General features: G+C 67.7%; 20 protein-coding genes. 15 read left to right on the plus strand and 5 right to left on the minus strand.

The window, feature by feature from the left end; genetic code table 11:
• Positions 1-20 precede the first annotated feature (20 nt).
• Positions 21-644, plus strand: a complete 624-nt coding sequence (locus KFLA_RS07280; RefSeq protein ID WP_148256565.1) for an RNA polymerase sigma factor — start codon at positions 21-23, stop codon at positions 642-644.
• Complete coding sequence (locus KFLA_RS07285) at positions 641-1,531, plus strand: hypothetical protein (protein ID WP_012919133.1); 891 nt, start codon at positions 641-643, stop codon at positions 1,529-1,531. The genes KFLA_RS07280 and KFLA_RS07285 overlap by 4 nt, the downstream gene beginning before the upstream one ends.
• Before the next feature lie 192 nt (positions 1,532-1,723).
• Here the strand turns inward: KFLA_RS07285 and KFLA_RS07290 are convergent, their stop codons facing one another.
• Positions 1,724-2,461 (minus strand): SDR family NAD(P)-dependent oxidoreductase, encoded by a 738-nt coding sequence (locus KFLA_RS07290; RefSeq protein ID WP_012919134.1) that lies wholly within the window; start codon positions 2,459-2,461, stop codon positions 1,724-1,726.
• 285 nt (positions 2,462-2,746) lie between these two features.
• On the opposite strand from KFLA_RS07290, the gene KFLA_RS07295 reads away from it, so the two are divergent.
• The 11 genes from KFLA_RS07295 to KFLA_RS07340 all read left to right on the plus strand — a co-directional run bounded on the left by KFLA_RS07295 (position 2,747) and on the right by KFLA_RS07340 (position 18,628).
• Positions 2,747-10,435, plus strand: coding sequence for an Ig-like domain-containing protein (locus KFLA_RS07295; RefSeq protein WP_012919135.1), 7,689 nt, complete (start codon positions 2,747-2,749; stop codon positions 10,433-10,435).
• A gap of 70 nt (positions 10,436-10,505) precedes the next feature.
• Positions 10,506-11,135: a hypothetical protein gene (locus tag KFLA_RS38225; RefSeq protein ID WP_041289191.1), complete on the plus strand. Its 630-nt coding sequence runs from the start codon at positions 10,506-10,508 to the stop codon at positions 11,133-11,135.
• A complete protein-coding gene (locus KFLA_RS07305; RefSeq protein ID WP_012919137.1) occupies positions 11,107-12,147 on the plus strand; it encodes a polymorphic toxin-type HINT domain-containing protein in 1,041 nt (346 codons plus the stop codon). The genes KFLA_RS38225 and KFLA_RS07305 overlap by 29 nt, the downstream gene beginning before the upstream one ends.
• A 9-nt stretch (positions 12,148-12,156) precedes the next feature.
• Complete coding sequence (locus KFLA_RS07310) at positions 12,157-12,561, plus strand: DUF7878 domain-containing protein (protein WP_049797282.1); 405 nt, start codon at positions 12,157-12,159, stop codon at positions 12,559-12,561.
• Between the two features lie 541 nt (positions 12,562-13,102).
• Entirely contained in the window at positions 13,103-13,720 is a 618-nt protein-coding gene (locus KFLA_RS36515; protein WP_202797091.1) for a polymorphic toxin type 28 domain-containing protein, read from the plus strand.
• A 60-nt stretch (positions 13,721-13,780) separates the two neighbouring features.
• On the plus strand, positions 13,781-14,308 hold the full coding sequence (locus tag KFLA_RS07315; protein WP_148256566.1) for a hypothetical protein: 528 nt from the start codon (positions 13,781-13,783) through the stop codon (positions 14,306-14,308).
• 760 nt (positions 14,309-15,068) lie between these two features.
• Positions 15,069-15,719: a hypothetical protein gene (locus tag KFLA_RS07320; RefSeq protein ID WP_041289193.1), complete on the plus strand. Its 651-nt coding sequence runs from the start codon at positions 15,069-15,071 to the stop codon at positions 15,717-15,719.
• Positions 15,720-16,063: 344 nt separating this feature from the next.
• Positions 16,064-16,420 (plus strand): hypothetical protein, encoded by a 357-nt coding sequence (locus KFLA_RS07325; RefSeq protein WP_041289194.1) that lies wholly within the window; start codon positions 16,064-16,066, stop codon positions 16,418-16,420.
• 316 nt (positions 16,421-16,736) lie between these two features.
• A complete protein-coding gene (locus KFLA_RS07330) occupies positions 16,737-16,925 on the plus strand; it encodes a hypothetical protein (RefSeq protein WP_012919141.1) in 189 nt (62 codons plus the stop codon).
• Between the two features lie 140 nt (positions 16,926-17,065).
• Positions 17,066-17,737, plus strand: a complete 672-nt coding sequence (locus KFLA_RS07335) for a fasciclin domain-containing protein (protein WP_012919142.1) — start codon at positions 17,066-17,068, stop codon at positions 17,735-17,737.
• 141 nt (positions 17,738-17,878) lie between these two features.
• On the plus strand, positions 17,879-18,628 hold the full coding sequence (locus KFLA_RS07340) for an anti-sigma factor (protein WP_012919143.1): 750 nt from the start codon (positions 17,879-17,881) through the stop codon (positions 18,626-18,628).
• 110 nt (positions 18,629-18,738) lie between these two features.
• Here KFLA_RS07340 and KFLA_RS07345 read toward each other — a convergent pair whose 3' ends face one another.
• From KFLA_RS07345 to KFLA_RS07355, 3 genes are all read right to left on the minus strand, one after another.
• Positions 18,739-20,607 (minus strand): LamG-like jellyroll fold domain-containing protein, encoded by a 1,869-nt coding sequence (locus tag KFLA_RS07345; protein ID WP_012919144.1) that lies wholly within the window; start codon positions 20,605-20,607, stop codon positions 18,739-18,741.
• A 107-nt stretch (positions 20,608-20,714) separates the two neighbouring features.
• On the minus strand, positions 20,715-21,671 hold the full coding sequence (locus KFLA_RS07350; protein WP_012919145.1) for an RNA polymerase sigma-70 factor: 957 nt from the start codon (positions 21,669-21,671) through the stop codon (positions 20,715-20,717).
• Entirely contained in the window at positions 21,668-22,579 is a 912-nt protein-coding gene (locus KFLA_RS07355; RefSeq protein ID WP_012919146.1) for an NAD-dependent epimerase/dehydratase family protein, read from the minus strand. Before KFLA_RS07355 ends, KFLA_RS07350 begins: the two co-directional genes overlap by 4 nt.
• Before the next feature lie 177 nt (positions 22,580-22,756).
• Between KFLA_RS07355 and KFLA_RS07360 the strand changes: the two genes are divergently transcribed.
• Entirely contained in the window at positions 22,757-23,452 is a 696-nt protein-coding gene (locus KFLA_RS07360) for an NAD(P)-dependent oxidoreductase (RefSeq protein ID WP_012919147.1), read from the plus strand.
• Positions 23,453-23,489: 37 nt separating this feature from the next.
• Here the strand turns inward: KFLA_RS07360 and KFLA_RS07365 are convergent, their stop codons facing one another.
• Positions 23,490-24,575, minus strand: a complete 1,086-nt coding sequence (locus KFLA_RS07365) for a helix-turn-helix transcriptional regulator (RefSeq protein WP_012919148.1) — start codon at positions 24,573-24,575, stop codon at positions 23,490-23,492.
• Between the two features lie 87 nt (positions 24,576-24,662).
• On the opposite strand from KFLA_RS07365, the gene KFLA_RS07370 reads away from it, so the two are divergent.
• On the plus strand, positions 24,663-26,033 hold the full coding sequence (locus tag KFLA_RS07370) for an FAD/NAD(P)-binding protein (RefSeq protein WP_012919149.1): 1,371 nt from the start codon (positions 24,663-24,665) through the stop codon (positions 26,031-26,033).
• Positions 26,034-26,036 lie beyond the last annotated feature (3 nt).

Raw genomic sequence — 26,036 nt, forward strand, 5'->3', positions numbered from 1 at the left:
ACCTGCGGACCCTGTTAGGTATGACCATGACATCGAGGCGGCCGGACAAGCCGCCTCCTGCCGTGCCGCCGGGGCCGTCCGACCACGAGTTGTGGGACGCCCTGCGCCGCTGCGAGCCGGCCGCCCTGGGAGAACTGTTCAGCCGGTACTCCGGGGTCGTGCACGCGTACGCCGTACGTCATACCGGCTCCTACGGGTCCGCGGACGACGCGGTGCAGGCGACCTTCATCACGGCGTGGCGGCAGTTCAGCCGGTCGGATCCTGGGCCGTTGCTCCAGGACAGCGCGCGAGCGTGGTTGCTGACGATTGCGCGCAACGAACTCCGCAACACCACCCGGGCCAAGCGGCGGCTGGCGCAGTTCGTGAGTCGACAGCCGCTGCCGCTGCACCACCCGGACCACGCGGACACCGTCGCCGCCAGGCTCGACTCGGAGCGGCACATCCAGGCCGTGCGAACTGCCTTGAAACGACTCCCGGCGCACGAGCGGGAGACGGTCGAACTCGTCTACTGGGCGGAGCTGCCGCTCGCCGAGGCTGCCGCGGTCCTGGGGGTCGCCGAGGGGACCGTCAAGGCGCGGCTCTCCCGCGCCCGGCGCCGGCTGCCTGCTCTGCTCGACCACACCGGACCGGAGGAGGCCCGATGAACCTCAGTACCCCACCGCCGGTCGAAGAACTCGACCGGGACTACGCGGACCAGCTCCGCGCCGAACTGGTGAAGAACGCCCGGCGCGGCCAGCGCAAGGGTTCCGTCTGGGCACCGGTGATCGCCGCAGCCTGCGGAATCGCCGTCATCACCACCGGCGTGGTCGTCCTCGCCCAGCCGGACGACAGGCCAGGCCCTTCGGCGGCCACCCCGTCGACCTCCTCCCCGAGCCCTGCCAAAGTACAGAAGGTGCCTGCCGGCAGTTCGCCGCGGGTGTCGCTCGACCTGGGCCCGGCCTCCGCCGCCGACGCCAAGGAAGCCGCCCGGAAGTGCCTTGCGCACCGCGGGGGCCACAACGGCGCACCGAACTCGGCTCAGCCGGCCGACGCCGAGACGGCGACGGTGCATCAGGCACGCTGGCTGAAGGTGCTGCCCGGTGAACACGGCAAGCTGCGACCGGCGAGAGACAGGATGCTCGCGCAGACCCTGACCACCCGGGAGGGCGTCTGGGCCCTGTGTCTGGACTCGGACCTTTACCAGGTGTTCGACCCGGCCAGGGCAGGGATCCCGTTCGAGCAGAGCGTGTCTCTCAACGCAGCCGAGCCGATCAACGGTCAGTGGACGATCGCGGAGGTTCCGCACGGCCGGTCCACCGTGCTCTTCGCCGACTTCAGCTTCGTCACCATGCCCGACGTGGCGCGGGTCGAGGTGAGGATCCGGTGGACGGGCGGCGCCTCACCCTGGTACGGCGTACCGGTGGTGGCGGGCGGCGGCTACGTGGCCGCGTCGCAACCGGGCGCGGTCCACCGACGCGGGCAGATGGAGATCGACTTCCGTACCTTCGACAAAGCCGGCCGGCAGACCTTCGCCGGCGTCGAGTACGGGTAGCCGACCTGCCGGTCGGACCACTCTGGGGGTGGTCCGACCGGCGACTTCGGCTGCGGAGGGGTCAGCCGAGGCCGCCGCCCGTGCGCGATGTGAAAGGACCGGGCCGGAGAAGGCCGGACGGGCCAGTTCACGCCCTGTGTCGTTCGATCCGCCGTGGTGAGCACCACGGCCGCCACGCGAAGCAGGCCGGTTTCACTGCTCGAACAGCATCGCCGTGGTGCCGGCGTCGACGAAGAGCTCGACTCCGGTGATCGACCGGGCCTCCGGCGAGAGCAGGAAGGCAACGGCGTTGCCGATGTCGGTCGGCTCGATCGCGGCCGGCAGCATCTGCTTGGTCCCGACGAAGTCGGCGAGCAGATGTTCGTTGCCCGGGGCCTCGACCGCGCCGGGGTGCACGATATTGCACCGGATGTTCTGCCTGCCGTAGTCCCGCGCGATGCCCCGGGTCAGCGCGGCGAGCGCCGCCTTGGTCGCGGCGTACAAGGTGAACGTCTCGGCGGCTCCCGCCGCGTGCACGGAGCCGATGTTCACGATGCTGCCGCCGCCGGTGGCCAGCATGACCGGCACCACCTCCCGGATGCAGGTCCACGGCCCGCGGTAGTTGATCGCGTGCAGCCGATCGAACTCCTCCGGCGTCGCCGCCGCGCCCGGCTTGCGCAGCCCCACCCCCGCGCTGTTGACCAAGGCATCGATCCGCCCGTACGCGTCCGCGGTCGCCGCCACGACGTTCCGCACCGAGCCGGCATCGGTGACGTCCAGGCTCATCTCTACCGCGGTAGCTCCTGCTGCCCGCAGCTCCTCGGCCACCGCCTTCGCCGCACCGAGGTCCTGATCCGCAACCACCACGGTCCACCCCTTGGCCGCCAGCACCCGGCAGATCCCCCCACCGATCCGCGCCCCGCCCCCACCCGTGACAAGACAAACCCGCATCCCCGTACACCCTCCGTCGTCGTCGATGGTCGCCCCGATTCCATCAGACCGACGATCTCGTGCCTTCGGACGCCGGCACTGGGCATGCAGTGGCACCCACTGACCAGGACGCCGTCGGGACCTGGGAGCACCCCTCGAATGCGGTCGTGTATGCGCTGGACAGCCCACTTGCACGTTGATGCAAAGCGGTCGCTTCCGCGTTGACTTCGTTGCACCGTCCTCGTTGACTTTGCCGCAACATCGCTCGGGGGAGCGAATGCTGGGGGTGGCGCCGTGCGCCGTCGGATGCGGTTTTCCCTTTTCTGCTGGAGCGCTGCGGTCTGTCTGGCGCTGGTCGCGGGAGTGTTGCAGGCGGTGTCGTTGCCGTCGACGTTGCCATCGGCGAGAGCGGCGACCGCGGTGAGCGTCGCGGTGCCCCGGCTGTTGTACGGCAACGGCGCAGCTCTGTCGTGGTCGCGGTACCAGCCGAGTGCCGAGGCCCCGTTCGCGGGCTACGAGGTGCATCGGGGTACTTCTGCGGCGTTCTCCCCGTCCGCAGCCACTCTGGTGACGCGGATCGGGGACATCGCGACGACGGCGTTCACCGACGATTCGGCGCCGACCGCGGCGGCGGGAAGCACCATCTACTGGTACCGGGTGGTCGCGGGTGGGGCGGCGTCGACTCCGGTTGAGGCCGCGTTGCCACCGCGGGGCCGTGGCAGGCTGCTGGTGCGGATGGATGCCTCTGACGCGGCGACGTACCTGACCTACGGGCAAGGTGGTTCGCCATGCGGGACCGACTACACGATGGGCGGCTACGGCACCCTGGATCTGGGTGTCGGGCCGAACCACTACGTGAACCGGTCTTTGCTCAAGCTTGATTTGGCTGCTGTTCCGGCGAAGGCGAAGGTCACCTGGGCGACGCTGGACATGTACTACCCGGCGACCACGTCCACGGACAGCGGCGTGCGACTGCACCGGGTGCTACAGCCGTGGGTAGAGGGCACTGGCGCCAGCAGTTGTGGCGGCGCAGCGTCGGGAGCCAGCTGGGGTGAGGCGCAACCGGGCGTCGCTTGGCGCAAGTCGGGTGCGCCGGTCCTGGGCGGCGCGTTCGACGCTACCGCGGCCGTGACGCTGCCGGTGAAGAGCCGCAGTACCGCCGGTTCCGACCGGTTCCAACTGCTGTCCTTGATTCAGAGTTGGGTAGACGGTACGCCGAACCATGGCTTCCTGCTGAAACAGGCAACCGAGCCGACCACCTACACGGCACCGGGCTCGCGGATGAGCTACTACTCCGACCAGAGCACACTGGCGGACAAGCGGCCGTTCCTGCAGTTGGAGTGGGAGGAGCCGAGCCGGGTCGCGGTGACGACGGCGCGGGTGACGTCACCGGCTGACGGTTCGGTGGTGCGAGGCAAGACCTGGCTGACCGCCGATGCGTCGTCGCCCCGCGGGGTGAAGAAGGTGCGGTTCTCGGTCGGCGGCACGACCGTGGGTGAGGACGAGTCCGCGCCGTACGCGGTGGAATGGGACAGCACTGCCGGCGCCGCCGGTAGCCAGGTCGTGACGGCGACTGCCGTGTCGTCGGCGGATGAGGCGGTGACCAGCGCCGGGCGGTCCGTCCGGGTGGACAACTCACCTCCACCGACCGGTGTGGCGGTGACGACTCCGTCGGCCTCGAGCACGGTCCGCGGCACGGTCGCCGTGACGGCATCGGCGACCGACGATGTCTCGGTGAGCCGGGTCGACTTCATGGTCGACGGGGTGCTGGTCGGGTCTGATGCGGCGGCGCCGTACTCGTTCGCGTGGAACACGACCGCGCCGTTGAGTCAGGCGTTCGACGGCGAGCACAAACTGACGGTGGTGGCGACCGACTCGGGCGGGCAGACCACAACATCTGCCGAGGTTGCGGTGACCGTGGACAACAACACCGCCGGGCCGTACAAGGCGTCGTTCTCCCTCAACGGGTACGGCGCATCGACGGAACCGTTCGAGCTCCCCCCGATGATCGACACCGACAGCGTCGAGGAGACCACCTCGAGCGGCACGGGTGATATCGGCGGCGGTACCGGCATAGGCGGCAAGGGCGACCTGGCAGCACCGCCGAGTTGTGACGTCTCGTGCACCAGTCCGGCCGCTGTGGCCGGGTCCGACGCCGAGGCAACGGCGGTGGTCGCGGGCGATCCGGTGTCCCCGCACGCCTTCCAGCTCGATGTTGCCGTCCGCAACGACTCGTCCGTCGCTTGGAAGAACAGTACGACCGGTACGGGGCTGCAGTTGTGGTACCGCTGGTACACCGAGGATGGTGTGGTGGTCTTCGAGGGGCCGGGCTCGGACTACTTCCCAGCGACGTTGAACCCCGGGGCGACGAAGACGATCCCGATGACGATCGAGCCGCCGCCCGGCGTGAACGCGGCGCAGCGGACCCGGTTGCGGCTGCGGATGGACGTCTACGACTCGGCGACCGGCCGGTGGTTCGCACAAGGTGGCAGCAAGCCGGTGGACAATCCGGTGATCGTGAACAAGGCGCTGTCCAAGCAGCTCGGGTTCGAGCGGTTCTGGCACTACGAACAGCTCGCGCTGGGGACCGGCGCCTCGGCGTACGGTAATGTGGCTAATGGCAACTTGTTGTGGCGCTGGTCGCCGTGGGCGACGCCCGGTCGCGGCATCGCGTCGCTGGTGGATCTGTCCTACAACTCGCTGGAGGAACACTCCGACTCTCCTGCGGGCAACAACGTGTCGCTGAACATCTCCGGCCTCGTCCGGTTCGGATCCCGGCTCGACATCCACCCGAACAAGGCCGATCAGTTGAACGGCAAGGCGAAGCGGTACGTCCGGTTCGTGGACGGTGACGGCACGCTGCACGAGTTCACCGGCACGGTCAACGCGGACAGCACGGTCACGTGGACCGAGCCCGCCGGAGTCAACCTGTACCTGCGTTCGACCGGCTCGACCGATCCGAAACGCTACTGGGCGCTGACTCGCCCGGACCGGTCGACGTACTACTTCGACGCCGACGGCTATCCCCGGCTGGTGGAGGACACCAACGGCAACGTGCTGGAGTTCGAGCTCGTCGACACCCCCTCCGGTGACGACCCTGGCGGTCCGAAGAAGCGAGTGGTCAAGATCTGGGACGCCGCCCGTCGCTCCTACGCCGTCGACTACTGGGACAAGGGAGAGGCGAAACCGGGCCGGATCCGCGGCAAGGTACAGACGATCTCCGACCACTCGGGGTCGGTGCTCGCCTTCGACTACTACAACGACGGCAACCTCCGGCGCCTGACCCAGAAGGGCGGTGTCTCGGGCCAGGGCGTGGCGGTCGCCGATCGCTCCTTCGTGTTCACCTACACAGATTCCAACGGCGATCAGCCGGCCATCCCGTTGGCCGCCGACCGCGTCGATCCGAACCCGGCGACGAACAACCAGTCGGTGAAGGTCTACTCGATCCGCGATCCCCGCGACAAGGAAAGCACCTTCAGCTACTGGGGACCGACACCGGACCCGAAGAACCGCTGGAAGCTGAAGTCGTGGACCGACCGGGCCGGCAAGGCCACTGCCTTCACCTACGACTGGCAATCACGAATCACCACCGTCAACGCCCCAGCCGCGCGAGACACCGACTACCACCTCGACACCGCCGGGCGGGTGACCAGCTTGATCGATCCGGCCGAGCGGACCACCTCCCTGGTCTGGTCGACCGACAACAAGGTCACCCAGGTGACCCACCCCAGCACCAGGACCGAGAAGTTCACCTACGACCACAACGGCTATCTCACCTCGGACACCAATGAGGCGGGCGAGACCTCCCGCCTGACCTACGAGCACCGCAAGCTCGACGTCCGTGACACCGTCGGTCACTGGTCGGTGCTCAAGACCCGCGAGCTCCCCGAAGGCGTGGCCAGCGCCACGGCCGGCGACCACACCTGGACCTTCGGCGCCGATGCCGACGGCAACATCACGAGCGTGAAGGATCCCGACGGCTTCGCCAGTACGTACGCCTACAACTTGCGCGGAAGCCCGGACGCCGGGACTGTGAAGACCCGGACCAGGCCCGGCGGTGGGGTGACCGGCTACGAGTACCACCCATCCGGGCTGCCCACCAAGGTGACCGATCCGGTCGGCAACGTCACCAGCTACGGCTACGACACCGACTCCCAGGTGGTCGCGGTCCAGGACGGTGAACATCAAAGCCCTCGGGCCGGCCTGCAACCTCGCGCTTACCAGCAGACCTTCGATCTGGACGAGTTCGGCCGGGTAGCCCGGCACAGCCAGCCGAAGTCCACCACCACCGAGGAGAACCGGCTGGTCTGGAGCACCACCACCTTCGACGCAGGCGACAACGCCACGGCCACCACCGTCCCGGCGTACGCCGGGATCGAGGGACCACCGGACGCGGCCCGCACTGTGCAGTCGTACGACCCGATGGATCGGCCGGTGCTGTCCACGAGTCCGGACACGTCGGTCGATCCGGCGGGCGAACGGACCGCGACCACGTATGACGATGCGGGCCGGCCGATCACCCAGGTCTCGGCGAAGGGCGTACGGTCGGCGACGGACGGCGACTACCAGTCGGTGACGAGCTACGACGTGCTCGACCGGATCGTGCGCGTCGCCGCGTACGGCGCCTCGGCGACCGACGTGCGCTACAGCCACCAGTGCTACAACGCGGCCGACGACGTGGTCAGCTCCACCGCGCCCCGAGCCGGTCTGGCCACGATCGACTGTGCGGCCACAATGACTCCGCACACCACCCGCTACACCTACGACAACGCGCACCGCGTCACCGTCGTGACCGATCCCGCCGGAAGGCAGCAGCGTTCGACGTACGACAAGAACGGCCGGACCACGACCGCCGAGAAAGACATCGACGCCAACGCCACGCCGAAACGGGTCCAGCGCACCGAACTCACCTACAACGGGCGAGGCCTCGCCACGCAAACCGTTGAGACCTTCTCCGGCGCCACCGGCCGCAAGCTGACCAGCCGCTACGGCTACGACGCAGACGGCAACACCGTCGCCGTCTACTCACCCCGAGCCGTCGACACCGACGCCAACGCCGGCCTGAGCACCGACCCGGCAACCGCCAAGTACACCACCCGGCACGATTACGACCCGGCCGGCCGCCGTCTCAAGACCACCCTCCCGTACGACGACCGCGACGGCACCGAACGCCAGTACGTGCACGCTGCCTACGACAAGAACAGCCGCGTGACCTGGACCTCGCTGCCGACCACCAACGCCGATCCCGCCCACGTCACCGACGCCGCCAAGACGCAACAGTCATACTTCGACCCCGGCTGGATCCGAACGCTCGGCAAGAACGTCAACCCCGTCCTGCACTTCGACCACAACGCCCTCGGCCTGCAGACCATCCGAACCCCGGCCAAGCGATCCGCCCCGGGCGAACTGGATGTCGCTCAGCAGATGCGCTGGGACTACTTCGTCGACGGGCAGAAGAAGTCGATGACCGACCGCGACGGCAACAGCGCCACCTGGACCTACGACGAGCACAACCAGGTCACCGGCTCCTACGACCCGACCGGAGTTCACGGCGCCGATGACAAAGCCGTCGACGCGCAGGCGACGTACACCGGCTTCGGCGAGGTCGCCAAGTCGCGTCACCGCAAGCAGGGCGCCACCGCGTGGACCTTCTCGTCGTTCACCTACAACGAGCACGGCCTGCCCACCACCCGGCTGGAGAACGGCGAGGAGGACACCGCCGGCACGCAGACCAAAGCGCCCAAGCGGGTCCGCCTCAGCTACGACTCAGCCGATCAACTCGTCGAGCAGATCGACGACGGAACTTCGCTGACGGCTTGCAAGGGCGACACCCGCACCATCTCGACGTACTGGGACAACGGCTGGGAAAGGACCCGCGACCAGTGGCGCGCTGCCACCGGCTGCAGCGTTGACGTGACGTCGTGGAAGAAGCGCCAGACCACTTCGTGGACCCACTTCGACAACGGCAAGCTCGCCTCGATGTCGACCAAGAACGGCGCGGGAGCGGTCACCGAGTCCCATGACCTCGGCTACTTCGAAGGCACCCGGTACGAGGACGGTCACCGCGTCACCGACACGTTCGTGCTGAAGCGGGCGGCCGACCGTGCCACCGCCACCAACTGCATCCCCGGATCGCCCTGCACCGCCGACTACGACTACGACGCCCGCGGCAAGGTGCTGCGCCACCAGAAACAGGCCGGCAAGGTCGCCACCTACGCACTCGACCAGCCGACCCAGCTCATCGGAGACACCTCCATCCGAGCCGGCAACGTCACCACCGAGACCAACAACGCCGTCACCACCACCCGCCGCTACGAGGCCAACCAGCTCAAGGAGTCCAGCGCCACCGGCACCGAAACCCTCAAGACCTGGTACGACTCCCTCGGCAACACCGACTGCGTCACCACCAGCACAGGTGACGCCTCGAAGTGCAACGGACCGAAGAACCGCCCCGACGCGAGCGTCCGCGCCGAGTACACCTATGACCCCCTCGAACGACTTCTCGCCCAAGCCACCTACGCCTCCACCGGTGGCGCACCCACCGACTCCAGCGAGTACATCTACGACGCCGTCGACCGGCTGATCGAGCAAACCGAGGACCATGCCGGCACCACCCACGACCGCAAGACCGCGTTCAGCCACTTGGGCCTCAGCAACCAGCCGACCCGCGAGGTCCAAACCGGCGGCACCGACCCACGCACCAAGACCTACGCCTACAACGCCGTCGGCCAACGCACGTCGATGACCGACCAAGCCACCGGCTCCCTCGACGACACCCAGACCTCCTACACCTACGGCACCGACGTCCACGGCTCGGTCACCCAACTGCTCGACGAAAACGGCGGCATCAAGGCCAGCTACGGCTACGACGCCTACGGCCGCCAAGACACCAAAGACACCGACACCACCGGCCTCAGCAGCGGCGACCTCGAAGACCTCAAACCTTTCAACCCCTACCGCTACGCCGGCAAACGCCTCGACTCCGGCACCGCCGGCACCGGCCGCGACGCCACCACCCTCGACATGGGAGCACGCCGCTACAGCCTCGACACCACCCGTTTCCTCCAACAAGACATGTACTCCGACGCCCTGGGCGACCTCGGCCTCTCGCTGGACCCGTTGAGCCAGAACCGGTACGCGCTGGCCGGCGGCAACCCGGTGTCCAACGTCGAGATCGACGGCCACATCAACATGGCCGAAGGCGGCGGAGGCGGCACCACCTCCGGCGGCACCACCACCACGTCCACCAGCACCGAAACCACCAGCGAAAGCTCCGGGGGCGGCGGCGATGATGACGGCGGCACGCTCAACAAGGTCGGCGACTGGTTCAAGGGTGGCGCCGACAAGGTCGACTCCGCGTTGGACCAGCTCGACGCCAAGACCGTCGAGAACCCCGACTGGAAGCTCCAAGGGCTCTACGAGAGCTGGAAGAAGCTTGAGGAGAAGGCGGAGCCACTGACCGGTGCCACCGACATCCACACCTGTGGAACCGAGGGCGGCCTTCAGAACTGCGGTTGGGCTGCCGCCGCAATCGTCCCCGGCGGCAAGGCCCTCAAGGGAACCAAGGCACTGCGCGGGGCGGACACGGTCGACCAAGGTGAACGGGTCTTGTTCGGTCAGGCCCGAATCAGTCCGCGCTTCTCCCCGCAGGGGCACGTTCCGCAGCTGCGAGGACGACACATCGAGGACGTGGCAGATGACCTGTCGAGTGGCAGGCTGTCACCCAGTGTGTTCAATATCGAGGCATGGCGCGAAGGTGGCCAGCTGGTGTCGAAGAACAACCGCGGCTTGGCCGCACTGAGCCTTGCGGGGATGCGACCTCAGGTCGGGCTGAACCTTACAATTGTCTCGCGAAATAAGATCGAGAACAGTGTGTTGGCTAGACTGAACCAGCCTAGTGTGTTTGGTGAAACGCTGCCGTCGCCGAGGATCGGTGTGACACGGAGCCAGACCGATTTGAGGCTGGTGTCCCCATTCGAAATCCACATACCGTAAGAGGCGAGCTGTGACATATCGGCCGGTTTCGGGTGAAGGGCTGCGGACGCGGTGGGACGACGAGCCGTCGGTGGTGGTCCGCAATCGTCGCGACGGTTTCGGCTCGCTCGAGTTGTCGTGGGCCACGCAGCCGGTGGAGCAAGGCTGGGTGGCGAGCCGTACCCGCGTTGTCTTCGACGACGTCGTGGAATACCGGTGGAAGTACTTCGACGTGGATGACGACCAAGCGGCCGAGGGGGGACTCGAGCTGGGAGAGCTCGAGGGCTCGGATCGGCTGGCAGCTCTGGCGGCCCAAGGCTTCGATCGGGAGTTGCGGCACTTCCTGATCTCGTTCGACGAGCACGGCATCTACGAGGTGATCTGCCGCAGCATCGACATACATCACCAACCACGACGACGTGCAACACCGGCAGACGACACGGACGAGGGCTGGTCAGACAGTTTTTACCCCTGCAGTTGCTCATGCCTGTTCGATGGACGGGCTTTGTTGTTCACCGTTGATTCCGCGAGCGGCCGGCTGCAGTTGGAGTGCAAGGGCTGCGGGCGTACCTACGACACGCCGGCCGATCTCAGCCGCGTACACCCCGCGCAACCGGACAGCGCCTCGTCAAGTCGGCCGGCCTCGCTGGATGAGATCCGGAGCGCGGGCTGGGCCCGGTTCCTGCCGCTCGATGACGAAGGACACGCCCAGCCGACCTGAGCGGGCCGAATGCAGTAATGGTCCCTTCTCCCCGGCCGACCCATCCGCCGGCGAAGCACTCCTGCACCCCGTTCGAACCTTCAACGAGTTCAAGCAACCCTACGCGGACGACGCAGCCGCACAACGCTACGACCGCGCCGTCGGACGAGGCCTGTTCGACGCCGCAACACTCGGTACCGGCGGCATCGGCGCCCTCGGCAAGGCCGGCAAACTCGGCACCCGCACGCCAGATCGCTCACCCGACGGCAGTTGCAGCTTCACCGGCGACACCAAAGTCCTCATGGCCGACGGCAGCACCAAACCCATCTCCGAAATCGTTGTCGGCGACGAAGTTCTCGCCACCGATCCCGAGACCGGAGAAACCTCAGCCCGTCAAGTCACCCACACCTGGGCTCACCTCGACATCGTGCTCGACCTCGAGATCACGGCCGATGACGACAGCGACGGTGCCGGCGACATCATCGCCACCACAGAAGACCACCCCTTCTGGAACGCCACCGACCACCAGTACCAACGCGCCGACCACCTCGACGCCGGCGACAAACTACTCACCGCGAGCGGCCGTAACACGACGGTCCGAGGCCTACGACCGCACAGCCAACGGCACACCACCGCTCACAATCTGACCGTCGCCGGCCCGCACACCTACTACGTCGTCGCCGTCGGCACACCCGTGCTCGTCCACAACACTTGCCCTCTCCGATCGGCATCTGAGGCAGCATTCAAGGCGGCGGATGATCCGGCGAGCATCTTCGTCAAGGACAAACACCTGTCGTCCTTCGGAGGTCGCTACTCGAAGTTCGCGACCACAGACAAGGCTGAGGCCCAGTCGTGGATCGCCGAAGGGCTTCGATCTGACCGCGCGAGCTTCAGGCCGAACGGATTGGACGGCACCTTCAAGGTGGAGGTCGATATGCAGAGAACCATCGGAACGAAGGGGCAGACTGGTCTCCGGGCCATCGTGAGCGACGACGGCAGAGTAATCAATGCATTCCCCTTCGAGGTGAGATAGTTGATACGGATGGTTCACCACGATGTCAGCGCCAGGGATCTGCAGGGCCAAACGCTTGCAGATTACCTGGTGAACATCGAGGCAGATTTCGAGATCATCGATGGACGCCAGGAGGTTTATTCAGAACCATCCTTTCCGGTGGCGGAACTGGCGCGCGAGCTAGCTCGTTGGGCCGCTCCGGGCGGGTCGCCACCGTCGCCCTTCCAGTTCTCGTCTTTGTCTTTCGAGAACCCGGGCGCCGTCACGATCACTCCCAGCTCGTCCGGTTGGGTGATCTCGTCTGCCTTCACGCCGGACAGGCAAAGTTCTCCGGTCTCCTGGGCTGAGGTTGCGGCATGTATCCACGAGTTCGTCGACAGCGTGAAGGTGGCCGTCGCTCAACTCGGAATCGATCCAGAACGGGTGCTGTCTTGAGGACAGCTGCCCCAGCCGCCGTGAACCCCATCCGCGATCCAAAAGAGGGTGGAAAGCAGTTGGCGGCACCGGAAGACCTCCGTCTCTACTCCGCGTGGTTGGTGTACGACATGCCGACGGCCGAGAGCGGGCGAACGGCCGACCACCGCACAAGGGACTGGTTCGGCCTCCGGGAGCAACTGGCAGCCGAGCACTAAGCCGCTCGTCCCGCAGGGCTCGTGGCTCGCAACACGAATGCCAGCAATGTTGCAGAGCCGGGTGGCCAGCTTGTGCTAGCCACCATCGGCCGCGGCCAGGAATCTTAAGAGGCCGTGGCCGAATGGCGTCACGACCCGCCAGGACGAAACGCTGAAACGTGAGGCGCCTACTGCGATGCAGCCGCTCTGGACGAGTGTGGCGAGAAGGTAATCCAGTCCCTCTGCGAGGAGTGGGAGCGCATCGCGCACATGCTCCGTTGCCCACTCCTGCGGTGCACCCGCAGGTCTTGCCGATGGCTGGTCCTGGGGTTGGCACCTTCAGCCATGTGTCGAAGGACTCGGACATGTGCCAGCTCGAACTCGCGCATGCCTGCAACGAACAGGCGATCAACGTCGATCCGAGCCTCGTCTCGTACTCCGTCCGCAAGCAATCTGGCCAGCGCGACGCCCTTTTCGTCGTCGGCATCCATCGGCGGCACCAGCGACAACGAAGCGCCCCGCATCTCCGAAACCGTCGACTGCTCACCGCGAGCGGTCGTAAAGCGACGGTCGCAGGCCTACGAATCCACACGCAGCGACACACCACCGCCCACAACCTCACCATCACCGGTCCCCACACATACTATGTACTCGCCGGCTTCGTCCCCGTCCTGGTGCACAATTCCTGTAGCGTGTTCGGCAGGAAACTCGACAATATCGCCACGCATCTAACAGAGCGTGATTTGTCGGCGGCTCGGCGCGAACTAAATGGTGAAGTAGTCGCTCGGAAGCCCGACGGAACACCGTGGAACCATTTGCATGAGGTACGAGCTGCACAGAACGGACTCTTGAACGTAATCGAGCAGGCTCGTCGCCGGCTTTCGGATCCACGGCTCGACGCCGAGAGTCGTGGCTTACTCGGTGCAGATCTGTCCCGGGCAAGTAGAATGCTGGACTATTCTGAGAAGTATGTTCCGCGATAGGGGATGATGATGGGCCGGAGCGCTGATCGGAAGTTGGTCGAGCGGGCGAAGGAAGGACGGTTGTCCACGGCCGATGTGGATGCGGTCGCGGAGCGATTGAGGCGTGGAGCTGTCGACGAGTCGACCTATGACCTTCTGTACGTCGTGAGTCGCGCCCGCGCTACGCGGCACCAGGAGCTCGTGGCCTCTTTTCTGGACTGTGCAGACGACCCGATGCTGGCCAGATTGGCTCTGCAAACGTTGTGCTCTTTTTGGGGCCTGTCGGCGCAGTACCTGGACTTCATCAAGAGGTTCGTTGCCGGAGTGGACTGGGATCATTTCGAAGACGTGCGCCAGGTTGCTCTGTCAGCTGCCGGAGAATACCTGCGAGAGAACACCGACTGTGAGCTGTTTCGTGGCGTGCATGGCGCCTGCGTCGACTCGAGCAGTGGCAGTGTCGGGCAACGGATCGCCCTCGAGGCTCTCGCCCGGGCACTCGGCAAGCCCATGGCTGAATCACTCGATGGAAAGCGGTTGATGGAGTTGAAGCCGGAATTGTTGGCGGACGGCTCCGCGTGGTTGGCGGCCAACTGCGCAAACGATTGCTGAGCCTGGCGCAACCGACGACCGCAAGACCACCTTCAGTCACGGGCGTCAGTAGCCAGCCACCCGATTAAGTGATGCAGGGCTGCCCATATCGAACCATCCGCATGGGCCGGGCGCTCGAGATGTCCATAAGAAATGAAGCTCGCATACTCCCTGCGAATTCAGTGAGAGTTGCGGATGGGTCGGAGAACAAGTTGCTCTCCTGTGGAGAGCAGTGCGAGTCAGTGAGCCGCTTGTATTGTTGGAACCGCCGTCCGGCAAGTATGCACCGCGTATCCGAGATGAGTCGATGATTGAGGCAACGCAGATGCCAGATTTTGACTGGGTCAAGGTCGCCCAGGTTGGATCTCCGTCCTGCTCACCGAGGGCGCTCATCAGTACAGGTGCACCGTCAGCGATACCACCGACGCGCCGACCGAGTTGTTGGCTGCGGTGGAAAGGATTGTCCGCGGGTCGAGCTCTGAACGGGTTTCTCTTGACCTCGAACCGAGTGAGGTCAGATGGAACTTCTCGCGCTCTTCTGATCGCGTGAGGGTCGTCGTCGAGTCTTACGACGTATGGGGAGCGGTCACCGGTGGGCGCCTGAGATGGATCGGCGAATGGCAAAACCTCGGCGCTTGCGGTGGAACGTTCCTCAATGCTACAGAGGCGTTTCTTGGGCCCAGTAGTTGCACGGGCGAGTCCGGAGTGTCGGCACCTCGTCACACAGGCGGTCCCCATTTCAACACCGAGAACGGCGACCACTATGACTACTAGACGGCCCATGGTTCGTCGCGAGCAGGCGGGTGACTGGCCGATCTTTCATGGTTTGTCGGTCGCCGAGGTCGGGGTCGTGTCTGTGGAGATCGCCCGCCGCCCTGACGAAACGATGGTGTCAGCGGCTGCAGACGTCTCGAGGATCTTGTCGACGGCTCTGCGCGAAGTGCTTCCAGGCGACCGCAGATTCACCTTGCTCGCGGTGGGCGACAAGGTGGCGACACCCAGCCGGATCGCAAGGTTCACCGCTGAACGTGACAAACTCTGGGGCGCGCTGGAGAGGTCCGGCAGCGCTCTTCCGCACGGGACGCGGGTCGAACACAGTGTCAACGGCCAGGACCATCTGCGTTTCGCAGGCACCATGTGCTTCGAGATGGGTGAGCTGCCCCGCGCGCTCGAGGTCACACGAACCAGGAGTGCCGTTTGCGTGGGATGGACGGCGGAACATCCTGTCGACTGCCACGACGAGTGCTGGTCGATTGCATCGACGGCAACCGATTCGACGTCGTTACTTCGCGCTTCGATCATGGAGCTACGCGGCAATCGGTTCGTTGCAAGGACTTACGGTCGATTCGACGACAGCGCGATCACGTCCGAAGTGTTCGCTCACCATGCTCTTCTCTCCGACCTCGACCGTGCTCTGAGTAATCTCCCCTGAGAAGGGGGCGTCGGTCCAGTGGGTGTCACCTACGCAGCACCAGGAGCTCGTCACCTCTTTTCTGGACTGTAGACATGGGATCATCTTGGAGACGTGCGGCAGGTTGCCTGTCAACTGCGGGCGATTGTCTGCGACGAAACGGACTCTGAGTTGTTTCAGGACGTGTAAGCCGTCGGCCGGGGAGGTTGAGTCATGAATCTGGAGATGCGACTCTCTTTCGCCCTTGATCCCTCGCGGCACACAGATGATGGGACTGCGGAGCTTCCCTCGGCCACGGACAGTGAGATCCGCGACCTGCTGCTCCACGTTGTGATGACGCCGGAATCGACCGGATCAAGTCCGTCGTGCCGTCCGGCGCTGACGAAGTACTGGCCGCCTTCGCGGAAAGGGCGGCATCGATCGCGGTGCGCCATCAGGACTCCCGTGAGGTGCGCGCCGGTCTCCTGGCGGCGGTCATCGCTCTCGACCTCACGACCGACCAACGAGACGTCGTCCCGGTCCTGGCTCTGCTGTATCGCGCGACCGAGATGATCGGCGATGATCCCGCGCTCGCATTCCTGACGGTCACCGAGTTGTGCGGTGGTCGGACGCGTCCCCTGCGCGAGTTTCTGGCGCGGTCGCCGGCTGACAAGACGATTCAGGCGATGGGCTACGACGAAGGCGACGACGGCCACGGCTTCAGGTTCCGCCGTACCTGGTGAACGCAGGCGCAAATCGCGTCAACTTCGGTCTTCTCTCCCGCCGACCCATCCGGTCGCCGGTTGGCTTCGAGCCCTGGCAGGCGCATCTATGGTCCACATCACAGCGGCTGCGGCAGGGTCGCAGGTGAGTGCCTGGGCCGGGCTAAAGGGGAAGAGATCGAGCTGCGCCCCACGGAGCGAATGATCTTCTCCAGCGACGGCCAGAACGGGGGCCTGCGCGCCGACGAGCCCGGGAACGGGCCTGAACAGGGCCACGGCCCACAGTCATGGGCACGGCCACGGTCATGGGCACGGCCACGGGAACGGCCTGCCGCACGTGGCGGTCGTCCCGCGGCCGGCCCTCGACGGGCGGCTCATCCACTCGGCCGTCTTCTTCGAGGTACCCCAGGGCCGGTACCAGCTGTACGTGCGGCCCGACGGGCCCGTCCAGCTGAGCGTGGAGGTGGCCGGCGGGCAGGTCACCGAAGCGGTCTGGCCGCGGGACAGCACGGGCACGACCGACTGAGCAGGACCCATTTTCCGCTTCCACCTATCCGCGGGGGTGGCGGTGCCGAAGTACCGGTGTCAGCCGCGAGCATCCGCGAGTGGCCGGAGGCGGTAGTCGCCTCCGCTCTTGGACAACCCTTTCCGAAAAGAGATTTCGTCATGCCCAAGAACATCGTTCGCGTCGGCCTGGCCACCTCCGCTCTCGCCCTGGTGCTTGCCACCGCGGCGTGTGGCAGTGACGGTGACGGCGACAACGCTTCCAGTGGTGCCCCCGCGACCACCACGTCCTCGGCGCCGGCTGAGACGCCGAGCAGCTCGCCGTCGATGGACAACATGTCCGGTCTGGTCGGTCCGGGCTGCGCGGACTACGCGAAGGCCAACGCCACCGGCGCCGGGTCGATCGACGGGATGGCGGCCGAGCCGGTCGCGACCGCCGCGTCGGGCAACCCGCTGCTCAAGACGCTGGTCGCCTCGGTGTCGGGCAAGCTGAACCCGAAGGTGGACCTGGTCTCCACGCTCAACGGCGGCGAGTTCACCGTGTTCGCGCCGGTCGATTCGGCGTTCGCCAAGATCCCGGCCGCGACCATCAACACGCTGAAGACCGACAGCGCGCTGCTGAGCAAAATCCTGACCTACCACGTCGTGCCGGGTCAGCTCGACCCGACGGCGGTGATGGGCAAGCAGACCACCGTGCAGAAGGGCGCGGTCACCGTGACCGGCTCGGGCCAGAACCTGATGGTCAACAACGCCAAGGTGATCTGCGGTGGCGTGAAGACCGCCAACGCGACCGTCTACCTGATCGACACCGTACTGATGCCGCCGGCGGCCTGACGATCCCTACCGGCCGCATCAAACGGGCCGGTGCCGTCGAGTCGTAGTCCAGATGCTTGACGGTACCGGCCTCCAGTCCAACGGCGCCTGTCCCTGCGGGGGCAGGCGTCACCCGGTTCTGCTGCAGGGAAGTGATGCCCGATGACCGGCAGTCCCGACGTCCACACACTCACCGGCCCGTACGTGCTCGACGCGCTGCCCGACGACGAGCGCCGCGACTTCGAGCACCACCTGCTCTCCTGCGCGGCCTGCACCACCGAGGTCACCGAACTGCGGGAAGCCGTGGTCAAGCTGAGCACCCAGGTCGCGATCCCGCCCCCGGCTCGTCTGAAGGCTTTGGTGCTGGCTTCGATCAGCCGGGCGCGACAGGTGCCGCCCTTGGTCGGCCGCCACTCCGCTGTCCCGAGCGGAGTGGCGGCGCCTCGGCGCTGGTCGAAGGTCCGTTCGATGCTGGCCCTGGCGGCCGCCGTCCTGGCCGCCGCGACCAGCGGCGGCATCGCGATCGATCAGTACCGCGACAAGAGCGAGTTGGCCCGCACCAACGACCAGGTCGCCGCGGTGCTCGCCGAGCCCGACGTACGGACTGTCCACGGCGACGTGTCCGGCGGCGGCCAGGCCACCGTGGTGGCATCCAGGAGCCGCGACGCGGCCGTGGTCGTACTGCGTGGGCTGCGACCCTTGCCGCCGGGCCGTAGCTATCAGCTGTGGCTGACCGACGGCGCCCGCACCGCGCACTCCGTGGGCGTCGTGGACAGCGCCTCGGCCGCCGGTCTGACCACGGTGATCACCGGCGGTGTCGCCGGAAAGGTCGCGTTCGGCCTGACCATCGAACCCGACGGTGGCTCGGCGCGGCCGACCTTGCCGTCGGCCGCGCTGATCTCGATGGTGTAACCCGTACCGGCCGGCAGCTTCGGGTGACCTCCGCCGCCATGGCATCCGCTGACCGGTCCCGGGTACCGGCGACCACTCTGCGCCGCCGGCACCCGGAACCGCTGCTCGGGTCAGGCGAACGGGGTGAGGAAGTCGCGCGGGTGGAGGGCCCGGGCGACGATGCGGACGTCACCGATGAAGCCGTAGAAGCCCTGGCCGTAGCGCCGGGCGAACTGGGTGCCGCCGATCGCGAACGGCAGGCCCAGCGTGGAGATGCCCTTCGACGGCTGGGTCGGGTTGCGGGCGATCTTCGACCCGTCCACGTACATCACGGTCTGCCGGGAATCGTTGACGACGGCAACGTGCATCCACCGGCCGACCGGGACCGCGTGGCTCCAGGAGGTCGGGTCGGCGTCCCGGTCGGTCGGGTAGACGACGTACTGCAGGAACCGTTCCGGGGACAGGTTGAGGCTGCAGGTCGGCTCGTCCGGTGACCAGCCGCTGGACTTGCCGGCGTCGCCGCTGCGCCCCTCCCAACTCAGCAGGCCCATCCACGCGTGGTCACCCTCGAACGGCTCGGGCAGCTTGACGAACAGCTCGATGGTGTAGCCGGAGGTGAACTTCATGCTGTTGATCGGCGCGTTCGCGCCGGTGCGCAGAACGGCGCCGCGGTCCGGCTGCTTGCCACCGTCGAAGCGCAGGCTGGCGTGCGCGGGCTGGCCCACGTGGTGCTCGTCCGACCAGGTCAGCACCTCCGGCGGGCTGGCGTGCAGCCGCTGGACGGTGAGGTCGTTGCCGTTGCGGCTCAGGTCCTTGGCCACCACGCCCGCCGACACCACCGCGCCGTCGGTGCCGGCGACCGGCAGACCCGAGGCGTCGAAGCGCCAGTACGCGACGGTGCCACGGGGCAGCACCGCACTCGCCGGTCGCGGCGCCGGCGCTGCCGGCGGAGCGAAACCGCGGAACCGCTCGGTGAAGTCGATCTCCACGCTGAAGCGGTCGACCGGCCCGGACAGTTCCAGGTTCTCCGCGGCGAGCAGGCTGCGGTCCTCGGCGTCCTGCTCGAGGAACCAGGGCGCAACGGTCTCCACGTCGATCACGTTGCGGACCAGATCGAACGCGTACAGGCGCGCCATGCCGGCCCCGCCGTAGTACCGGTCCTGGTAGTTGGTCACGTGCACGTGCACGTCGTTGCCCGCATCGTTCTTCAGCACCGTGCGCCCCGGCGGCCAGTAGTGCCCGTTGAGGGTGAGGAAGATCTGGTCGTTGCGCCGGATCAGCTGGTCCCACAGCCGCTGCCCGTACTGCGACAGCGTGGCCTCGCCGTCGTCCTGCCCGTAAGCCAGGTCGTGCGAGGTGAGGATGACGGGCAGCCGGGGATGCGCGCTGATCACGCGCTGCGCCCACTGCAGGCCCTTGTCGGACAGCCGCCAGTCCAGTGCGAGCACGAGCCACTGCCGGCCACCGGCCTGCAACCGGTGGTAGCTGTTGTACCCGTCCGGCGAGGCGCCGCCGAAGGTCGACATCCGGGAGTACCGGGCCGGACCGAACGCCCGCAGGTACGGCGTGGCGCCGCGCTGGTCGTCGGTGCTGCCGGGGACGTCGTGGTTCCCGGCCAGCACGCTGTAGTTCAGTTTGCCGTCGATCGCGCGGAACGTCTCGGCGGCCAGACCGATCTCGTGCTCGGTGCCGTGCTCGGTGAGGTCGCCGAGATGGGCCATGAACGCCAGATTGCGCTCACGCCGCTGCTCGACCAGGTACTTGAAGGTGGCGCGGACCGGCGCGGGGTCGGAACGGTCCTCGTCGAACAGGTACTGCGTGTCCGGCAGCACGGCGATCGTGAACCGCGGGTCGTGGGCGTCGAACCGGTGCGCACCGCCGGTACCGGCCGCGGCGGGCGAGGCGTCGAGGGCGGCGGCCGTCGCGGCGGCGGCGGGCGTGGCCAGAGCGGCCCCGAGCAGGGTCCGGCGCGCAGGGCGGGCCGGGGGTACGTCGTTCATGCGGTCTCCAGGGGATCGGCGGAATCCGCGCACACGCTGACCGACCCACGTGACCTCCTGGTGACCTGCGGCCGAACGCCGGTGGCGTGCGGAGCAAAAGCTCGAGCTCACAGACCGGTGCGGCGATCGCCGGGCCAGGGGCCCACGGTGGGACGACGGGCTCGATTCGTCGCGCGGACGACGGCGCCGGCGTCGGCGACCGGACCGAGGTGCCGAAGCTTGTCAGGATTGATCACGGCGCGGATGGCCACGACCTGACCGCCTGCGATGTCGACGGTCAGGGTGTTCACCACCCTGCCGTCACGGTCGCGGAGGATCGCGCCCGGCTGACCGTTCACCGGCTGCGGCTGCACCGAGCCGCCGATCCGGACGAACGGGGCAACGAACGCGGCCAGCGTCCGGGCCACCTTCTCGGCCCCGAAAACTCCCTGACCCCACAACGGCGCCTTGCCGCCGCTGTCACCGACCATCTGCACGTCGGCGGCCAGCAGCGTCCGCAGGCCGTCGACGTCACCTTCCCGGAAGGCGGCGAAGAACCGCCCGGCCAGCTGCTCGCGCTCCCGTCGATCGGCCGCGAACCGGGCACGTCCCGCGTCCATGTGACGGCGCGCCCGGACCGCGAGCTGACGGCAGGCCGCCTCCGAGCGACCTACCGATGACGCGACCTCGGCGAAGCCGAAGCCGAACACCTCCCGCAGCACGAAAACCGCTCGTTCGAGTGGGCTGAGCCGTTCCAGCAGCAGCAAGGCCGCCATCGACACCGTGTCGGCCAGCTCGGCCGACCGCTCGGGGTCCTCGTACGGGTCGGACAGCAGCGGCTCGGGGAACCAGTGGCCGGGGTACTTCTCCCGCCGGACGCGTGCCGAGCGCAGGACGTCGATAGCGATCCGGGACACCATGGCCGCCAGAAACGCCTTGGCCGAGGCGGGTTCCGTCGAGGTGGCCTGGTAGCGCAGCCACGTCTCCTGGACCGCGTCCTCGGCCTCGCTGACGCTGCCGAGAATCCGGTAGGCGATCGAGAACAGCAGGGGCCGCTGCCGTTCGAACTCCTCCACCCGGTTCACCGCAGCTCTTCCCGGAAGCCCTGCCGCCAGGAGGGGTAGCGCGGCTGCCAGCCGAGTTCGCGCTTGGCCTTGGCGTTGGAGAACCCGCGTCCTTCGGTCATCATCGTCACCGCTGTCCTGCCGGCCAGCGGACGCGCCAGCCAGGTGGGTATCCGCAGTGGCGGCTTCGCGCCCGCACACACCGCCAGATGGGGCAGCCACTCGCTGGCCGGCGCCGGGTCGTCGTCGACGATGTTGAACACGCCCTGCGCCCGGCCTTCCACGGCCAGGACGGTCGCGGTCGCCGCGTCGTCGAGATGCACCCAGGAGCTGTGACCGGCACCGTTGCCGACGACCGGGTACTGCCGCCGACGGACGAGTTCGACCTGGTCGTCGGTGGCACCGGGCCCGTAGAACGCGCCGTAGCGCAGCACCGCGCCACCGGCCCGGAGTACCGCGTCCTCGAGATGACGGATCGCCGCGGCCGCCGCGCCCGTGCTCGTCGGGTCCAGCGGATCCTCCTCGGTCTTCACCCAGCCGCCCTCCCGGATGCCGTTCCAGGCGGCGTAGCTCTGTGCGACGAAGTGCCGCACGCCGGTTGCCTCGGCGGCGGCCAGCAGATGGTCGGTCCCCTCGGTTCGCAGTCGGTTCGTGGTGGCGAACCAACGGTCGAAATGCTTGATGTCGGGCTTGCCGGAGATGGCGGTCATCTGGTGCACGATCACCTCCGGCCGCGCCTGGGCCACAGCCTGGCCGACCGAGCTCGCGTCCAGCCCGTCCATCACGACCGCCTCGGCGCCCAGTTGCCGCAGCAGGTCCATCTTCGCCGGACCTGTCGTCGTCGCCGTCACTTCGTGCCCTCGGGCGACAAGCTGTGATACCAGCCGCCGCCCCAGCACCCCGGCCCCACCGGCCACGAACACCCGCATTCCGATCACCTTTCCACAGTCTGTTCCTTGCACTGTCTGGGACGAGACAGCCGGGCCGGTTTGTGACATCGCCGCGGCCGGTGGACGGCTTCGTCCATGTCACACCACAGCGGGCTGTCTCGTCTCGTCTCAGGTCACAGCACCACGGAGTCGTCGGATCAGAAGAAGGGCAGTGTCGTGCGTATCGCAGTTTTCGGGGCCAACGGCTCCACGGGGCGCCTGCTGACCGAACAGGCACTGGCTGCAGGCCATCACGTCGCCGCGATCACGCGGCAGCCGGACGCGTTCCCCCTGCGGCATGAGCGGCTCCACGTGATCGGTGCGGACGTGCTCGATCCGCCGGCCGTCGACGCCGCCGTCGCCGGGCAGGACGCGGTCCTGTCGACCCTCGGCGTGCCGGCCGGTAAAGAACCGATCAGCACCTACTCCCGTGGCGTGGCGAACATCGTCACCGCGATGAAGCTGCATCGGGTGCGTCGGCTCGCCGTAGTCAGCTCCAGCGGGGTCGACCCGCACCCGTACTCCGACGGCGGCTTCCTGTTCAACCGGGTGATGCTGCCGTACGTGACGCGGGTCCTGGGCAAGACCTTGTACGACGACATGCGGCGGATGGAGGACCTCGTCCGTGCCAGCGATCTCGACTGGACGATCGTGCGGCCGAGCGGGCTCTATCACCTGCCGTCGGTGACCGGCTACACCCTCGTCGAGGGCCACGCCGACGGCCGGTTCACAGCCCGCGCCGACCTGGCCGCCTGCCTGCTGGGCCTGCTCGACGCCGACCGCTACGTCCGCACGACCGTCAGCGTCATCACCACCGTCGACAACCCCACCTTGCTTCAGTGGATTCGCCAGGAGGCCCTCAGCGCGAGCTGAGCCGACGTGCTGATCGGACCCAAGCGGGTCGTGCGCGTCAGTCCCAGACCCGGATCCGGCTGTCCGGGTTCAACGGCTGGTAGTGCTCGGCGTACAGCTTCGCGACGAGCTCGCCCCGGCTCGTCACGCCGGTCTTGGCGAAGATCGACTTCACGTGGTCGCGCACGGTGTGCTGGGACAGGTACAACCTGGCAGCCAGTTGGCCGGTGGACAGGCCTCGGGCGATCAGCTGGGTGATCTCCAGCTCGCGGTCGGTCAGACCGTACGCCGCGGTGATCAGGGCCGCGACCTCCGAGGCCTTGGCGGGCTCGATCACCACGGCCGTCTGCCGCGGAGCGCCGTCGGCGTCTCGCAGGCAGGAGGCGTGGAACACCAGCCACCGTCCCGATCGATCCTTGGCCCGGACCCGCGCCTGCTCGCGGTGACTCGCAGTGGCTGCCGTGCTGTGGATCCAGGCCGGCACCGGAACGCCGAACCTCGAGGGAGCCGACGGTCCCGCCGGCATCCCGGCCAGGAACTCCCGTGCCTCGTCGTTGACGGACAGCAGTGCTCCGAAGCTGTCGAACAACAGCAGCCCGGGGCCAGGGCCGGCATCGACGACCGGCTCGGGGGTGGGCTCGGCGTACGACCGGAGCCGTCGGGCGAGCAAGGTCGTCAGCCCGGCGACCGCGGCGAGCTCCTGCCGGCTGAAGTGCGGGCGGCCCTTCGACCGGAACAGGCTGATCTGACCCCACCACTGCCCGTCGGTCCGCAGTACCGCGCGGAGCTCGTCGTCGAGGCCGCGGGGCTGGAGGAAGTGCCGGTAGACCGCGCTGTGCTCGGGGGCGTCGGCCGTGCCGTCCCTGAGGGCGGCGACCGGTACGGCCGCGCGGGCGAGGTCGCGGAACAGGTTGACCTTCTCCGAGAGCAGTTCCGCGTTCCAGTACGTCGCGCAGCCGTCCTCGCCGAGGTTCTCCGCCCGCATCGGGGCGGTCGCCAGTCCGGTCCCGGGGTCCGTCGACTGCCAGACGGCTGCGTCGAACGGCACCGCGCGACGCAGGACGGCAGAGGCCTGGTGGAACAAGGCGAGCGCGTCCGGCGCCTTCGTCAGTGCGGTCGTCCCGGCCAGGCGCGCTGTCGTCATGGCTCGATGGTTGCTCGCGGAACGCCGCCGGACAATCCCGCGAACGGGGGATGGGACCGCCCGCCGATCCCGCGCAGGCTGAACCGCATGCACATCGGAATCATCGGCGCGGGTGCGGCGGGCGTCAGCCTGCTCGACGCCCTGGCGCAGAAGGTCGATCAGACAACCGCGGGCAGCGTCGTCGTGGTCGAGGGCGCTGCCTCGCTGTGGCGCGGCCGTGCCTACCAACCGGACCTCGACGCGGTGCGGGTGAACGCCCCGCCGGTGCTGATGTCGGTCCGGCACCAGGATCCGCAGCACTACCAGCGCTGGCTGGGCGAGCGCGATGGGTACGTCGACCGGTTGCTCGGCGTTCCGATCGTGCCGCGGGCCGTCTACGGCGAGTACCTGCAAGCGACTGCGGAGACCGCTGTCTGCCGGCTGCGGGACCACGGGTGGCGGGTGGAGGTGATCGAGGACTGGGCAACGAGTGCGCTTCCACTGCGGACCGCCGGGGGCGTGACCCGTCCGGTCGATCAGGTAGTGGTGTCCGTGGGCGGAGGGCGGCCGATCGATCACTACGGTCTCGCAGGAAGCCCGGGGTTCGTGCAGGACCCCTATCCGCTCGCCACCACGCTGGCCGGCATCGGGACCGGCAGTCAGGTCGCTGTGATCGGCAGCGGTCTCACCGCAGTCGACATCGTGGCCGGACTCGTTGCCTCGGGCCACAACGGGCCGATCACGATGCTGTCGCGCCGCGGCGTCCTGCCGGAAGTTCAGCAGCGGCCGGTCCAGTTCGAGTTCCGGCACCTCAGCCGGGAGACCTTGCCGTCCACGTTCTCGGGCCTGGTGTCGCTGCTGGAAGCCGAGCTGGCGGAGTACGGGCAGAAGCTGGCGCCGTTGGTGCAGGAAGTGCTGGCTCGGGAGGACCCGGTCGAGCGGCTGCGCCGGCAGCTGGACGAGGTCGACGGGCCGCACCTGGGGCGGCGGATGCTGACCGCCGCGATCCACAGGCTCGGCGCCGCCGCGTGGCACCGGCTGCTGCCCGGCGATCGGGAGTTCCTGTTCACCGAACACTTCCGCACGATCAACAGCCTGGCGTCGCCGATGGTGCCGCTGAACGCCGAGATCGTGCTGCGGTCGATCGACTCGGGCCAGCTCCGGCTCGCCGGTGGTCTGCGCAGCATCGAAGCGGCCGCGGGTGGATTCCGGATCGTCGGAACCGACGTACTGCGGGCCGACGTCGTGGTGAACGCGGTGAACCCGCCCGTGCACGCGATCCCGGGGGAGACGGCGGCACTGGTGAGGTCGCTGCTGGCATCGGGCGCGGTCAGCTCGCCGCCCTCGGGCGGGCTGTCGGCGCGGACTGGTCAGGTCCACCTGCTGGGCGGCATCGCGGCGGACAACTCGTTCGTCACCCCGAGTCTGATGTCCGTGGCCGCAGCTGCTCACGCGATCGCCGACCGGCTGCCGGCGTAGGGC

The sequence above is a fragment of the Kribbella flavida DSM 17836 genome, from assembly GCF_000024345.1.
Classification (GTDB): Bacteria; Actinomycetota; Actinomycetes; order Propionibacteriales; family Kribbellaceae; genus Kribbella; species Kribbella flavida.

What these genes read in the sequence shown, in the direction of transcription:
- KFLA_RS07310 (WP_049797282.1), top strand. Translation starts at nt 12,157, where the DNA reads ATGGTTCACCACGATGTCAGCGCCAGGGATCTGCAGGGCCAAACGCTT.
- KFLA_RS07345 (WP_012919144.1), bottom strand. Translation starts at nt 20,607, where the DNA reads ATGAACGACGTACCCCCGGCCCGCCCTGCGCGCCGGACCCTGCTCGGG.
- KFLA_RS07370 (WP_012919149.1), top strand. Translation starts at nt 24,663, where the DNA reads ATGCACATCGGAATCATCGGCGCGGGTGCGGCGGGCGTCAGCCTGCTC.
- KFLA_RS07365 (WP_012919148.1), bottom strand. Translation starts at nt 24,575, where the DNA reads ATGACGACAGCGCGCCTGGCCGGGACGACCGCACTGACGAAGGCGCCG.
- KFLA_RS07355 (WP_012919146.1), bottom strand. Translation starts at nt 22,579, where the DNA reads ATGCGGGTGTTCGTGGCCGGTGGGGCCGGGGTGCTGGGGCGGCGGCTG.
- KFLA_RS07295 (WP_012919135.1), top strand. Translation starts at nt 2,747, where the DNA reads ATGCGGTTTTCCCTTTTCTGCTGGAGCGCTGCGGTCTGTCTGGCGCTG.
- KFLA_RS07280 (WP_148256565.1), top strand. Translation starts at nt 21, where the DNA reads ATGACCATGACATCGAGGCGGCCGGACAAGCCGCCTCCTGCCGTGCCG.
- KFLA_RS07290 (WP_012919134.1), bottom strand. Translation starts at nt 2,461, where the DNA reads ATGCGGGTTTGTCTTGTCACGGGTGGGGGCGGGGCGCGGATCGGTGGG.
- KFLA_RS07285 (WP_012919133.1), top strand. Translation starts at nt 641, where the DNA reads ATGAACCTCAGTACCCCACCGCCGGTCGAAGAACTCGACCGGGACTAC.
- KFLA_RS07320 (WP_041289193.1), top strand. Translation starts at nt 15,069, where the DNA reads ATGGTTCGTCGCGAGCAGGCGGGTGACTGGCCGATCTTTCATGGTTTG.
- KFLA_RS07340 (WP_012919143.1), top strand. Translation starts at nt 17,879, where the DNA reads ATGACCGGCAGTCCCGACGTCCACACACTCACCGGCCCGTACGTGCTC.
- KFLA_RS36515 (WP_202797091.1), top strand. Translation starts at nt 13,103, where the DNA reads ATGTGCCAGCTCGAACTCGCGCATGCCTGCAACGAACAGGCGATCAAC.
- KFLA_RS07335 (WP_012919142.1), top strand. Translation starts at nt 17,066, where the DNA reads ATGCCCAAGAACATCGTTCGCGTCGGCCTGGCCACCTCCGCTCTCGCC.
- KFLA_RS07305 (WP_012919137.1), top strand. Translation starts at nt 11,107, where the DNA reads ATGACGAAGGACACGCCCAGCCGACCTGAGCGGGCCGAATGCAGTAAT.